Source organism: Methylobacterium sp. WL64 (assembly GCF_008039945.1).
Lineage (GTDB): Bacteria > Pseudomonadota > Alphaproteobacteria > Rhizobiales > Beijerinckiaceae > Methylobacterium.
The window spans coordinates 1-13,269 of sequence record NZ_VRVA01000131.1 but is presented as its reverse complement, the minus strand read 5'-3'; the positions used below and the strand labels follow the sequence as shown (position 1 = coordinate 13,269).

13 protein-coding genes and 1 pseudogene are annotated in these 13,269 nt (G+C 71.6%); 3 read left to right on the top strand and 11 right to left on the bottom strand.

Annotated elements, in window-relative coordinates; genetic code table 11:
* On the top strand, positions 1-884 hold an 884-nt coding region (locus FV242_RS29015; RefSeq protein ID WP_246692938.1), incomplete at its 5' end, for an EAL domain-containing protein.
* Between the two features lie 22 nt (positions 885-906).
* Here the strand turns inward: FV242_RS29015 and FV242_RS36185 are convergent.
* The 7 genes and pseudogenes from FV242_RS36185 to bla all read right to left on the bottom strand — a co-directional run bounded on the left by FV242_RS36185 (position 907) and on the right by bla (position 6,529).
* Positions 907-1,359 carry a porin gene (locus FV242_RS36185; RefSeq protein WP_281407116.1) on the bottom strand — a complete coding sequence of 151 codons (453 nt, stop codon included), beginning with the start codon at positions 1,357-1,359 and terminating at the stop codon, positions 907-909.
* 82 nt (positions 1,360-1,441) lie between these two features.
* A pseudogene (locus FV242_RS36180) lies at positions 1,442-2,029 on the bottom strand (porin); the annotation flags it as partial.
* A gap of 273 nt (positions 2,030-2,302) precedes the next feature.
* A complete protein-coding gene (locus FV242_RS29005; RefSeq protein WP_147941333.1) occupies positions 2,303-3,217 on the bottom strand; it encodes an alpha/beta hydrolase in 915 nt (304 codons plus the stop codon).
* A gap of 200 nt (positions 3,218-3,417) precedes the next feature.
* Positions 3,418-4,266, bottom strand: coding sequence for a pantoate--beta-alanine ligase (gene panC, locus FV242_RS29000; RefSeq protein ID WP_147941332.1), 849 nt, complete (start codon positions 4,264-4,266; stop codon positions 3,418-3,420).
* A 171-nt stretch (positions 4,267-4,437) separates the two neighbouring features.
* Positions 4,438-4,761, bottom strand: coding sequence for a hypothetical protein (locus tag FV242_RS28995; RefSeq protein ID WP_147941334.1), 324 nt, complete (start codon positions 4,759-4,761; stop codon positions 4,438-4,440).
* Between the two features lie 244 nt (positions 4,762-5,005).
* A complete protein-coding gene (locus tag FV242_RS28990; protein WP_147941331.1) occupies positions 5,006-5,512 on the bottom strand; it encodes a YbaK/EbsC family protein in 507 nt (168 codons plus the stop codon).
* 117 nt (positions 5,513-5,629) lie between these two features.
* On the bottom strand, positions 5,630-6,529 hold the full coding sequence (bla, locus tag FV242_RS28985) for a class A beta-lactamase (protein WP_147941330.1): 900 nt from the start codon (positions 6,527-6,529) through the stop codon (positions 5,630-5,632).
* Between the two features lie 173 nt (positions 6,530-6,702).
* Here bla and mnmE point away from each other — a divergent pair, with 173 nt between their 5' ends.
* On the top strand, positions 6,703-8,028 hold the full coding sequence (mnmE, locus tag FV242_RS28980; protein WP_147941329.1) for a tRNA uridine-5-carboxymethylaminomethyl(34) synthesis GTPase MnmE: 1,326 nt from the start codon (positions 6,703-6,705) through the stop codon (positions 8,026-8,028).
* Positions 8,029-8,173: 145 nt separating this feature from the next.
* On the opposite strand, the gene FV242_RS28975 is transcribed toward mnmE, so the two are convergent.
* Together FV242_RS28975 and FV242_RS28970 are read right to left on the bottom strand one after the other, a co-directional pair.
* Positions 8,174-8,653, bottom strand: coding sequence for a hypothetical protein (locus FV242_RS28975; protein ID WP_147899111.1), 480 nt, complete (start codon positions 8,651-8,653; stop codon positions 8,174-8,176).
* A 124-nt stretch (positions 8,654-8,777) separates the two neighbouring features.
* Positions 8,778-10,400, bottom strand: coding sequence for an ABC-F family ATP-binding cassette domain-containing protein (locus FV242_RS28970; protein ID WP_147941328.1), 1,623 nt, complete (start codon positions 10,398-10,400; stop codon positions 8,778-8,780).
* A 176-nt stretch (positions 10,401-10,576) separates the two neighbouring features.
* Between FV242_RS28970 and FV242_RS28965 the strand changes: the two genes are divergently transcribed.
* Entirely contained in the window at positions 10,577-10,837 is a 261-nt protein-coding gene (locus FV242_RS28965; RefSeq protein WP_147910434.1) for a hypothetical protein, read from the top strand.
* Between the two features lie 729 nt (positions 10,838-11,566).
* Here FV242_RS28965 and FV242_RS28955 read toward each other — a convergent pair.
* Both FV242_RS28955 and FV242_RS28950 read right to left on the bottom strand, forming a co-directional pair.
* Positions 11,567-12,478, bottom strand: a complete 912-nt coding sequence (locus tag FV242_RS28955) for a neutral zinc metallopeptidase (RefSeq protein ID WP_147941327.1) — start codon at positions 12,476-12,478, stop codon at positions 11,567-11,569.
* 137 nt (positions 12,479-12,615) lie between these two features.
* A partial coding sequence (locus FV242_RS28950) for a uracil-DNA glycosylase family protein (RefSeq protein ID WP_147910432.1) occupies positions 12,616-13,269 on the bottom strand: 654 nt, incomplete at its 5' end.

The following is a 13,269-nucleotide window of genomic DNA, read 5'->3' as shown; positions in this document are numbered from 1 at the left end:
CCGCCCCCCGGGCCGCCGCGCCTTGGTCCGCCACGCCTCTGACCGCCACGCCTCGGGCCGACCACGAGGCCGAGATCGTCCGGGCTTTCGAGGCGGATGCCCTCGAGATCCACCTGCAGCCGACGGTGAGCCTGCCCCAGCGCAAGGTCACGGCCTACGAGGCGCTGGCCCGCCTGCGGGTCGATGGCCAGCTGACCGAGCCGGAGGCGTTCCTCCCGGTGCTGGAGCGCTACGGCCGCACCACCGAGCTCGACCGGCGCATGCTGCAGCGGGCCGCCATCGTGGTCCGCCACCTCGCCCGCCGGGGCAGCGAGACCATGCTGACCTACGGTCTGTCGCCGCTCTCGCTGTTCGAGCCCGGGCTGCTGCGCGAGCTGGCCCGCACGGTCGCGGACGATCCGGCCCTGGCCGGGCTGGCGATCGCGCTGCCGCAGGCGAGCTGGCAGGGTCTCGATGGCGGGCAGCGCGGCCTGCTCCTGTCGCTGCGGGGCCGGATCGGGTTCAGCCTCGACCGGGCGGATGACCTGCGCTTCGACGTGGCCCAGCTCGCGGGGCTCGGGGTCGGCCAGGTCAAGGTTCCGGCCGAGCTGCTGCTGCGGCCGGGGCCGGAGCGACGGCGCCTGTCGGACATCGCCATCGAGGATCTCGCCCCGGCCCTGGCCCGGGCCGGCATCCGCCTGATCGCCACCGGCGTCGCCGACGAGGCGGACGTGCCGGACCTGATCGACCTCGACATCCCGTACGCCCAGGGTGCCGCCTTCGCGGCGCCACGGCCGGTGCGCGCCGAGGTTTTGGCCGCGCCGCCGCCGGAGCCGCCGCCCGCGCCGGCCGAGCCCGAGCCCGAGCGGCGGCCGTTCCGCTCGGTCCTGCGCAGAGCCGTCTGACCGGCGGTCCGAGCCGTGCGGCTCACCAATAGATCTGAAGCCGTCCCAGGACGGTGTCGACCGAGAACGGCGCGGTGCCCAGCGCGTCCGACTGGGCCGCGCCGGGCTGAACGCGGCCGTGGATGACGTTCGCGATCAGGCGCAGGTTCGGCTCGGGATACCAGCTCAGGCCCAGGCTCACGTCCCGCTCGGCGCCGCCGCGAAAGCCCCGGGCGTTCAGCTCGATGGCGCTGTAGCGGGCGGACAGCTCGAACACGCCGATCCCGCCCCGGGAGACCCGCTGGTCGTCCCGGGGCTGGACGCCCCTGAAAATCGCGTAGGTCGTTCCGCCATTGGGGGCCAGCGCGTAGGCGCGGCCGGCGCCGTTCAGCACCCAGCCGGCCTCGACATACCCGCCTTGAAAATTGAGGCCAGGGACGGCCCCGCCCGGGCCGCCGAACCGGTCGATCGCGGCGTGGATATACTCGGCCTGCACCAGGACGGGGCCGTTGCGATAGGAACTCGGCGCCGACCCGGGACACGCGCGCCACGTCCGGCAGGTCGCCGGTGTCGACGAAGGGGCGCGTGAACAGGAACGTCTCCGGCGCGGTGGAGAAGCCGAACGCACCGTCGGCCCGGCTCCGGCTCTGAAAGACGCCGGCGAGGCCGAAATGCAGGGTCTCGCGCTCTTCCAGGATCGGCGCCACCGTGGCGCGGCCCGCCGCCGCCACCCCGTCCCCGGTGATCCCGTTGCTGGCGGCGTCGCCGAACACGCTCGCCACGGCGGTCCAGGCCTGCCCGTGATGCCCGATAGCGAAGCCGAAGCGGCGATCCGGCACGAACGCGTTGGCGAGGGAGCGCTCGGCGAACAGGGTGTCGTTGTTGCTCTGCAGCCATTCGAGGCTCAGGGGCACCTTCATGTTGCCGAGCGTCAGGATCGTGTCCGGCAGCCCGGTCCAGGCGACGAAGGCGTCGTTGATCGGCAGGACCGGGTCGCTGAAATCGTACTGGAAGGCGACCACCCAATCCTTCCCGATGGTGAGCGTCGGCTCGATCCAGGAGCGGCGCACCGCGACGCTGTCGGGGAAGGCCGCGGCGAGGCCCGGCCGGCTGAAGCTGGCCGCGCCAGCATCCAGGTGGAGGCGGCCACCGATCTGGAGCTTCATCTCCGGCTCGGGCACGGTGAAGGTCAGGCCCTTCGCGTCGTAGCGCAGGCGCTCGCCGGCGGGGCCGGCCATACCCTCGATCGCATCCTCGGCCGCCCCGGCGGGCGAGGCGGCCAGGGTCAGGACCACGAGGGCAGGGACGGGGCGCATGCCCATCACCGGGCCATGGATCGGGCGGGGCGCCAATGACGTAGAGCAAGAATCGCCCGAATGATCGGGAGCGTGGCCCCGCGGTCCCAGTCCGTGCGGAGCGGATCCCGGACCGACGGCCGATCAGCCTCCGGCGGCCCCGTCGAGATACGCCCGGATGTAGCGCCCCGCGCTCGCCAGGGACCGCCGACCGGCCGCGACCTCCGGGTAGAACAGGTGCCAGGCATGGATCATGTGCGGCCAGACCTGCAACTCGACCGCCACGTCCGCGGCCGCCGCCACCCCGGCGAGCCGCAGGGCGTCGTCGAGAAGCGTCTCCGCGGAACCGACCTGGATCAGCATCGGGGGCAGACCGGCGAGATCGGCGCGGATCGGCGAGACCAATGGGTCGCCGGGATCGGCACCGTTGAGGTAGGCGGCGGCGAGTTCGGCGAGGTAGACCCGGCTGAGCAGCGGATCGACCGCAGCCTTGGTGTCCAGGCTCACCCCGGTGAGCGCGAGGTCGGTCCAGGGCGAGCTGAGCCAGAGGCAGGCGGGCAGGGGCAGGCCGCGCGCGCGCAGGGTCAGGGCCACGGCCAAAGCGAGGCCGCCACCAGCGCTCTCGCCGGCCAGGGCGATCCGGCCAGGGGCGAACCCGGATTCGAGCAGGAACCGGTAGCCGGCCAGGGCGTCGCCCAGCGCGGTGGGGAACGGGTGCTCCGGCGCGAGCCGGTACGCGACGGCGAGGGTGCGCGTCCCCGCTTCCCGGCCCGCCTGGGCCACGGCGTGGCGGTGACTCTCCAGCGACCCGGAGACGTAGCCGCCCCCGTGCAGGAACAGGATCACCCGGTCGCGGTCCGCGGCGGGCGTGGCGGTCCATTCCGCGGGCACGTCCCGGAGCTTCGCCGGCTGGACCGCGACATCGTCCGGCAGGCCATATCCCGCCCCCAGCGCATCGACCCGGGCGCGCCGGGCCGCGAGGTCGGCCGGGCGAGGACTGGCCGCGAGGCGTGCACGGATGACGGCGATCTCGCTCGCGTCGACGGAAGGACTCGGCATCGTCGGATCCTGGCACGGTTGAATACAGTCACGATGGCCGAAGCCGCGTGATTGGCCAAGATGATCGGGATCCGCAACCCAATGCAACGGGGATTGTGATCGGCGCGCCACCTCGCAGGGCTCTGCCCCGCACCTGCAAAAGGTCGCGGGCCTTTCGAAACCTCGCGTTTTGGCCGGCGCGCCCGGGCGTCGGACGAGCGTTAGACCGCCACGTTGTCGATCAGCCGGGTCCGGCCCAGGAACGCGGCCGCCAGGACCCGCGCCGGGGCCTCGACCCGCTCGACCTGGGCCAGGGTCCGGGTGTCGCAGACCGCGAGGTACTGGACCTCGAAACCCGCGGCCTCCAACGCGGCACGCCCGTCGGCGACAGGGCCCGCCACGGGGCTGCCGCCCCGGGCTGCCGCGGCGATGCCGGCCAGGACCGCGTGCAGGCGCGGCGCCACCGCGCGCTCCTCGGGCATGAGGTAGCGGTTGCGCGACGACAGGGCGAGGCCGTCAGCCTCGCGCACGGTCGGGACACCCCGGATCTCGACCGCGAGGTCGAGGTCGGCCACCGCCTGCTGGATCACCCGGAGCTGCTGGAAATCCTTCTCGCCGAACAGGGCGACGTCGGGCCCGACCTGGTTCAGCAGCTTGGTCACCACCGTGGCGACCCCGGAGAAGTGGCCGGGCCGGAACGGGCCGCACAGCCCGTCCGTCAAGCCGGCGACATCGATCCGGGTCGCGAAGCCCGGCGGGTACATGGTCTCCACCGCGGGCGTCCAGGCCGCGTCGGCGCCGGCTTGGCCGAGCAGGGCGAGGTCGGCCTCGACGTCCCGTGGGTAGCGCGAGAAATCCTCGCTCGGGCCGAACTGGGTCGGGTTGACGAAGATGCTCGCCACCACCCGACGGCCGATCCGCCGGGCCTCGGCCACCAGCGCGAGATGGCCCACATGCAGGGCCCCCATGGTCGGGACCAGGACGACGCGCTCGCCCGCACGCCGCCAGGCGCCCACGCTCTGGCGCAGGGGAGCGAGATCGCTGAAACGCAGGGGATTCGATTCGGGCACGGGTCCGGCTCCGCGGCGGGGCGCCGATCTAGCGCATCGGGCCGGATATCGGAACCGGCACCCGGTGGGCGAACGCGTATGTGCCCCGGCGTATGGCTGAACGCCGGCCGCCACCGTTCGGGACGATGCTCCGGAGCCTGCTCCGCGCGCCGGGACCCCACCGATGCCGGATCAGGGGCAGTAAGGCAGGAGCGACCGGCCGAACGGGTCGTCGACACCGAGCGGCGGCGTGAAGCCGTAGTAGCTCGGATGCGACAGGCCGTATTCCGAGCCGACATAGCTCGGATCGTCGGGCGCGTTGGTCGGCACCGGCACCCGGCGGGGCGTGCAACCCACGGGGATCGCCCGGGTGCGGAGGGCGTAGACCGGGCGCCGCTCGATTCCATCGTTGCGCGGGAAGAAGCGCGGGCCGCTCCGGGTGACGGTCTCGTAGCTGCCGCGCGCGTCGAGGCCGCCGCGGACGTCCAGGTCGGCCGCCCGGGCGCCGGCACACATGGCCAGGAGGGTGAGGCCGAGCACCGTCCCGATCCCGTGCGGCCGGGTCCCGCATGCCCCGCGTCGCTGCCGTGCCGTCACCCGCATGCCGAACCCGTCCCGCATCCCGGGCCAGGGTGCTGCACCAGGGTAAACGGCGGCTTACCGTCGGGGTGTGCCCTTGAGGTGATCGCTCGAAGTGATCGCTTGTCGCGACCCCTGGAACGATTTTTGGAGCGTTCCTTGGAGCGTTCCTCGGGGCCGATCAGGTCAGCGGCACCACCAGGGCCGTCAGCGCGGCCGCGAGGTCCCCCTCGGTGAGACGGATCTGCAGGTCGCGCCCGCCGCCGTTCACGTGAATCTCGGCCGCCGGATCCGACAGCGAGCCGGCATCGATCGCGGTGGGAAAAACCCGCTTCCGCCCGAGCGGGCTGATACCGCCGACATGGTAGCCGGTGAGGCGCTCGGCATCCGCGGGCTTGAGCATCGCCGCCGCCTTGCCGGAGAAGGCCGCCGCCACGCGCTTCATCGAGACCTCCTTGTCGGAGGCCACCAGGAGGCAGACCGTCCGCCCATCCACCGCCGCCATCAGGGTCTTCAGCACACGGCCGGGCTCGACGCTCAGCGCTTCCGCGGCCTGGAGGCCGATGCGCGGGGCGTCCGGATCGTAGGCGTAGGCGTGGAGACTGTAACGGATCCCGGCCTTGTCGAGGGCCAGGGTCGCCCGGGTGGTTTTGGTGGCAGGCGTTTTGGTGGCAGGCGTTTTGGCCATGGAGCATCGTCTCGAGAGGTGGCGGCCGAAATTCGTGAGAAGACGCGGCGGACCAAAAAAGGCGCGCGTATCGGACCGGCTCCGATACCCGGCCTGCTGCGCCACTGCAGTCTCGGATCAGGTGGCGCCCACCCTGGCGGCGATGAGCCGGCCGATCTCGGCGTAGGCCGACTCGACAGCCGGCGCGGGGGCCGTGGCTCCGGTGACGTACACGCAGGCGAGGACCGGCGCAGGTCCGGACGGGGAGCCCGGCGGCCGAAGGATCGCCACATCGTTGAACGTGCCGTTGTCGCCGCTGCCGGTCTTGTCGCCGACGATCCAATCCGGTGGCAGCCCCGCGCGCAGGCGCTTGGCCCCCGTCTGGCACGCGATCATCCAGGCCTCCAATCGCCCGCGCGAGGCCGCCGACAGGACCGGACCGAGCAGCACGCGCCCGAGGGTCTGGCGCATCGCCTCCGGGCTGGTGGTGTCGCGCGGATCGCCCGGCAACGCGGTGTTCAAGGTCGGCTCGTCCCGGTCGAGGCGGGTGCGGGTATCGCCGGTGCCGCGCAGCCAGACGGTCAACGCTTCGGGTCCGCCCAGCGCGGTCAGCAGCAGGTTGGCCGCGCTGTTGTCGCTCCACACGATCGCGGCGGCGCAGAGGTCGGAGATCGACATCCGCCCGGTGCCGCCGCCGGCCTCCACGACCTTCCGGGTCACGGGTGCGTAGCTCAGGAGGATGTCGGGTCCGAAGTCGACGACCCGGTCCAAGGATTCCGATCCCGCATCGACCCGCGCCAGGATGGCCGCGACGGCGACCGCCTTGAACGTGCTGCACATCGGGAACAGCTCGTCCGCCCGGTGGCTCAGGAGCACGCGGTCCCGTGTCCCGGCCGAGACCCCGAGACGGCCGCCGAGACGCCGTTCGATCTCCGCCAGGGTCGGGGCCGTCTCATCGGCCCGGACGGTCCCCTGGCTCAGGATTAACGGTGCGGCGAGGACGCCGAGGCAAACGGTACGGCGGGTCCAGGACGTCACGGCGTCTCGCTCTCTCGGTGGATCGTCCCGCCGATCTTAAGCGTCGGCGTGACCGATCGATGACGCCAGGGGCGCGACTCGCCGCATCGGAGTGATACAGGGGCTGGAGCGCGTGTTTCACGTGAAACGCGTCGGATTCCAAGCGGCCGCGCACCACCGTCAGTGACACCAGCATGACCGAGTCCGATACCCTCTTCGCACCGGCCACCGGTTTCGGCCGCGCCGCCGTCTCGGTGATCCGGGTGAGCGGGCCGGGCGCCCGGGCGGTGCTGGGCGCCCTTGCCGGACCTCTGCCATCTCCCCGGCGCCTGTCGCTGCGTACCCTGCGGGATCCCGCGGACGGCACCGAACTCGACCGCGCCCTGGTCGCATGGTTTCCGGGGCCCGACACCTATAGCGGCGAGGACATGGCCGAGCTGCACCTGCATGGCGGGACGGCGGTGCGGATGGGTGTGCTCACGGCCCTGGCCCAGATCCCAGGCTGCCGGGCGGCCGGCCCCGGGGCGTTCACCCGCCGGGCGGTGCTCAACGGCCGCATGGACCTCGCCGAAGCCGAGGCGGTGGCCGACCTGATCGACGCCGAGACCGAAGGGCAGCGCAGGCAGGCCCTGCGCCAACTCGACGGGGCGCTGAGCCGCCAGGTCGCGGCATGGCGGGCGGAGGCGATCGATTGCCTGGCGGCGGCCGAGGCCGCGCTCGATTTCGCCGATGAGGGTGACGTCGATGAGGCCAGCCTCGACGCCGCACTGTTCGGCCGCGTGTCCGGCCTGCGCCACGCTATCGCGACCGCCCTGCACGATGGCCGCCGGGGCGAGCGCCTGCGCGAGGGGTTTGTCGTGGTGCTGGCCGGTGCGCCCAATGCCGGAAAATCGACGTTGCTGAATGCGCTCAGCCGGCGGGACGTCGCGATCGTGTCGGATGTGCCCGGCACCACCCGGGACGCCATCGAGATCCGCCTCGATCTCGGCGGCCTGCCGGTTTTCCTGGTCGACACCGCCGGCTTGCGCGAAACCGCCGAGCCGGTGGAGGCCGAGGGCATCCGGCGCAGCCGCGCCCGCATCGGCACAGCCGACCTCGTCTTGGCCCTCGTACCCCCGGACGGGAGCGGGCCGGATCTCGGTGCGGCCGACCTTCCCGTTCTCCCGGTGCGTACCAAAATCGATCTTTTTGCCGGCTTAACAAACACCGTGGCGCCCGGAGCACTGGCGGTCTCGGCCCGGACCGGGGCCGGGCTGGACGCGCTGCTGGACGCGATTCAGATCGCGGCGGAAGCCGGGCTCGGCACCGGCGACGCGCTGGTTACGCGGGCCCGCCACCGGGCGGCGCTGGAGGCCTGCGTTGCGCATCTCGACCGGCTTCTCGCCGGGGCGGGCGCTCTGCCCGAACTCGCTGCAGAAGATCTCCGGCTCGCAGTCCGGTCGCTGGGCGAGGTCGGCGGGCATGTCGGCGTCGAGGATGTGCTGGACCGGCTGTTTTCCGGTTTCTGCATCGGAAAGTAGTTTGTTAGCCGGCGTATTTCGAAGGATCTGGCGGTCGCGCCGGGCTCGGCAATCGCGTTTATCCTGCCGACCGCCGCCCTCGAACCGCGGCCTTTTCCGCGTGCGGACGAACAGGCCTCCGAGTCCGCCAGGCCGGCCATTGGGGCTATTGTGGGATCCGCAGGATCCGCGGGCGCCAGATCCCCAGGGCCACGTTGGCGGCCGACACCGCCAGCAGCACCCAGAGCGTGCCGCGCTCGCCCTCCAGCGAGGCGGCCAGGGCGGCGGGATCCAGCAGGCCGGCGAGCGCCCGGGCGCTGCGCTCGGCCTCGCGGTTCATCGGCCCCTGCACGTAGACCAAGCCGCCCTCGAACATCAGGACCCCGGTGGCGAGCTTCACCCAGGCCCAGCCGGCGTTGAGGTAGGCCCGGTTGAGCGCCATCGCGAGCAGCCCGGACAGCAGGGTCGCGGCGAGCGACGGCAGGAACACCCAGGTGGCGACGGCCCCCATGGCGCCCCGGATCGCCGCGTAGCCGGGCAGGGCGGCCGGCGCGGGAGCCAGCGCCAGGAGGACCACCAGGGACGCCATCGCCCCCAGCAACCCGGCCGACCCCATCGTGTGGAGGAATTTCAGCAGGCGTCGCACGGCATCTGGCCCCCGGCCCGGTCGCCACGAACTTAGCGCCGGAAACCCGGCGCGGGAGCGGGCCCGAAGGTCGCGGCCCACCCCCGTCAATCGTGCAGGCCCCTGTGAGCTGCGCAGGCCTGGTTTAGCTGCGCAGGCCTGGCGCCTCCTGGCCTGTGCGGGCCACGTACTCGGTGTAGCCGCCGCCGTACTGGTGGATGCCCTCGGGCGTCACCTCCAGCACCCGGTTCGACAGCGCCGCCAGGAAATGCCGATCGTGGGAGACGAACAGCATCGTGCCCTCGTAGTTGGCGAGCGCGGTGATCAGCATCTCCTTGGTGCCCATGTCGAGGTGGTTGGTCGGCTCGTCGAGCACCAGGAAGTTCGGCGGGTCGTACAGCATCAGGGCCATCACCAGCCGGGCCTTCTCGCCGCCCGAGAGCACCCGACAGCGCTTCTCGACGTCGTCGCCCGAGAAGCCGAAGCAGCCGGCCAGCGCCCGCAGCGAGCCCTGCCCGGCCTGCGGGAACGCGTCCTCCAGGGTCTGGAACACGGTGCGGTCGCCGTCGAGCAGGTCCATGGCGTGCTGGGCGAAGTAGCCGAGCTTGACGCTGCCGCCGACCATGACCGAGCCGTCGTCCGGCGCGGTGGTGCCGGTGACGAGCTTCAGCAGCGTCGACTTGCCGGCGCCGTTGATCCCCATCACGCACCAGCGCTCCCGGCGCCGCACCGAGAAGTCCAGCCCCTCGTAGATCGTGCGGCTGCCGTAGCGCTTGTGGACGCCCTTCAGCATCACGACGTCGTCGCCCGAGCGCGGCGCCGGCTGGAACTCGAACGCCACCGATTGCCGCCGCCGGGGCGGCTCGACCCGCTCGATCTTATCGAGCTTCTTCACCCGGCTCTGGACCTGGGCGGCGTGGGAGGCCCGAGCCTTGAACCGCTCGATGAAGGCGATCTCCTTGGCCAGCATCGCCTGCTGGCGCTCGAACTGCGCCTGTTGCTGCGCCTCGTTCAGCTTCCGCTGGCCCTCGTAGAAGGCGTAGTCGCCCGAGAAGGTGGTCAGCGCGCCGCCGTCGATCTCGATCACCTTGGTGACGATCCGGTTCATGAACTCGCGGTCGTGCGAGGTCATCAGCAGGGCGCCGTCATAGGCCTTCAGGAACGATTCGAGCCAGATCAGGCTCTCGAGATCCAGGTGGTTGGACGGCTCGTCCAGCAGCATCACGTCCGGGCGCATCAGCAGGATGCGGGCGAGCGCGACCCGCATCTTCCAGCCCCCCGAGAGGGCGCCGACATCGCCGTCCATCATCTCCTGGCTGAAGCTGAGGCCGTCGAGCACCTCCCGGGCGCGCCCCTCCAGGGCGTAGCCGTCGAGTTCCTCGAACCGGGCCTGGACCTCGCCGTAGCGCTCCACCAGGGCGTCCATCTCGTCGGCCCGGTCCGGGTCGGCGAGCGCGGCGCCGAGCTCCGCCAATTCGGCCGCCACCGTGCTCACCGGGCCGGCGCCGTCCATCACCTCGGTGACGACGCTGCGCCCGGCCATCTCGCCGACATCCTGGCTGAAATACCCGATGGTGATGCCCCGGTCGGCCGCGACCTGGCCCTCGTCGGGCTGCTCCTGGCCGATGATCATCCGGAACAGGGTGGTCTTGCCGGCCCCGTTCGGACCCACGAGCCCGATCTTCTCGCCCCGCTGGAGCGCGGCCGAGGCCTCGATGAAGACGAGCTGCCGCCCGTTCTGCTTGGTGATTTTGTCCAGGCGTATCATGAAGGGCGGTTGCCGTGTCCGGGGGAAATGCTTCGGGCCGCTTACGGCATGGATCGAGACGGCGCAAAGACGAAGCCGGGGTCGGGGGGCCGCTTGCCGCTCACGCAACCGTGGGATCGGCGCCGGGAGCCAAGCACAGGCAGGGCCGTTGCCCCGCGCGAGACACAAGGAACGCGATGCTGTTCGGTTGGTGGAAGACGAGCCTGGACATGGCCATGCTGGGCCTGGAGGCTCAGGGGGTGATCGCACAGCGCATGGCGATGTTCGCGGTGGGCGGCCCGGCCGCGCAGATCGAGGCGCAGCGCATGGTGACGGAGAAGATCATGGCGGCCAGCGAAGCGGCCCTGATGGTCGCCTCGGGCGCCTCGAACGGCAAGGTGATCCGCAGCTACCGCCGGAAGGTCCAGGCCAACGCCCTGCGGTTGAGCCAGCGCTGAGAAGCCCGGCCCGGGACGCATCGCGACCGGAGCCGCGTTCCGCACAGGCGCTGCGCGGCCTCCCCGTGCCGGGCCCGCGACGTCACAGCCTCCCGGTCGAAGGAGACGACGATCTCACCGGCGAGCCGCCGGCCTTCCTACGCCAGGACGCCGTCGGCGAAGTCGCCACCGGCCTCTCGCGGCCTGAGTCCGAGCCAACACGGCGGTGTCGAGGGACATGTTCGTGCGTCGTCCGGCGCACCAGCCCAAGCCCGCCTCCGCCCGGGCGTTCATCGCCTCGATCGTCCGAGGCGCATGCCGCGTCACGTCTGCGTCGAAGGCTTGGACGACATCGGCGATGGTGCCGGATGGCCGGGCCGCCCGCGCGCGCAGCGCACCACTTGGCCACGTCTCGCAGGTCGACCCGCTCCTCCGGCGAGAGGCCGAGATGTTGCAGCAGGTCCCGTCTCAGGGCGCCCTGTCCTTTCGCAGCCACGGCGAGGGACGCCATCGCGATCTGGATGGATCGGAATGGATGGATCGGACTGGGACAGGGCGTACGCCTGTCGCCATCCACGTCGCCGGGATGCCGGCGCGCGCGAGAGAGCGGGGTCGATGCCCGTCGCGGAACGAGCGCAGCGAAGCGACCCGGGGAAGCGTCCGGTCAGGGAGCGTAGCGCCGCAGGGTTGCGTCGCTACGCCCGCATAGACAGCGCCCGCTCGCCGTATCCCCGGAGCCCTGACCGAGCCTCAGTTGTTCGCCGTCCGGAACGTGTCGCAGGCCTTGGTCTGCCCGCTCTTGTAGCCGGCGGTGAACCAGCGCTGGCGCTGGGCCGAGGAGCCGTGCGTGAAGGAATCCGGCACCACGTAGCCCTGCGAGCGCTTCTGCAGCGAATCGTCGCCGATCTGGGCGGCGGCGTTGAGGGCCTCGTCGATGTCGCCCTGCTCCAGCTCCGCGTACTTGTCGTTCGAGTTCTTGGCCCAGACGCCGGCCAGGCAATCGGCCATCAGCTCGATCCGCACCGACAGGGCATTCGCCTCGGTCTTGCTGGAGGCCTGCTGCTGGCGGGCCTGGACCTTGCCGAGGATGCCAAGAACGTCCTGGACGTGGTGGCCGACCTCGTGGGCGATGACGTACGCGTAGGCGAAGTCGCCCTTCACGCCGAACTTGCTCGCCATCTCCTTGAAGAAGCCGGTGTCCAGGTAGACCTTCTTGTCGAGCGGGCAGTAGAACGGGCCCATGGCGGCCTGGGCCGAGCCGCAGCCCGAGCGGGTGCCGCCGGTGTAGAGCACCAGGGTCGTCGGGGTGTATTGCTTGCCGGTCTGCTGCGGCAGGATCTGGCTCCACACGTCCTCGGTGTTGCCCAGGATCTTCGAGGCGAACCGGCCGCTCTCGTCCGTCGGGGCCTGGCGGCGCCGGGACTGGGTTTGCGGGTCGGCCGTCTGCTCCTGCTGGCCGCCGCCGCGGCCGATCTGCTGGGCGCCGCCGATCAGGATCGCCGGGTTGATGCCGGTGAAGTAGCCGATGATCATCAGCACCACGATGGTGCCGATCCCGAGGCCGCCCGCGCCGCCGCCCGGGAAGCCCATGCCGCCGCCGCCACCGCCCTCACCGCGGCGATCCTCGACGTTGTCGGAGCTGCGTAGATCGTCCCAGCGCATGGTCCCGCCCTGATGCCGCGCCTGCCGCCGGGCAGGGTGCGGTCCTAACTGTGCATCGCCTATGTCCGAAAGCCGGCAGACACCGTTCGGGACGAAACTCTAATGACGGGAGGGAACGCCCGGTTCCGCGGCTCCGGTCAAGCTTTCCCGTCGAGCAGGGCGCGCAAGGCGCGAAAATCCCGCCATGCGAGGCGCTTCTGCACCGGCTGTCGTAGCAGGAAGGCCGGGTGGAGGGTGGCCAGGAGCTTCGCCTCGCCGGTCGGCAGCTTGTACGGGAACAGCCGGCCGCGGGTCCGCAGGATCCCGTCCTTGGTGCCGGTCAGCGTCTGGGTCGCGGGGGCGCCGAGGCAGACGATCACCTCCGGATCGACCAGCTCGATCTGGCGCTCCACGAAGGGCCGGCACACCGCCACCTCCTGGGGTGTCGGGTTGCGGTTGCCCGGGGGCCGCCACGGGACGATGTTGCCGATATAGGCGCTGGTCCGATCGAGGCCGATCGCCGCCATCATCTTGTCGAGGAGCTGGCCCGAGCGGCCCATGAACGGCTTGCCGATCCGGTCCTCGTCGGCGCCCGGGGCCTCCCCGAGAAACATCACCCGCGCCTCGGGATTGCCGTCGGCGAAGACCAGGTTCTTGGCTGTGAAGCGCAGCGGGCAGGCGTCGAAATCCGCCAGGATCTTTTCCAGCTCGTCGAGGCTCTTGGCCTCGCGCGCCCGGGCGCGGGCATCGCTCGCCGCCTCCTCCGGCTGGGCGCTCGCCGCACGCCCGAAGGTGCGGGCCGGGGCCGGGGA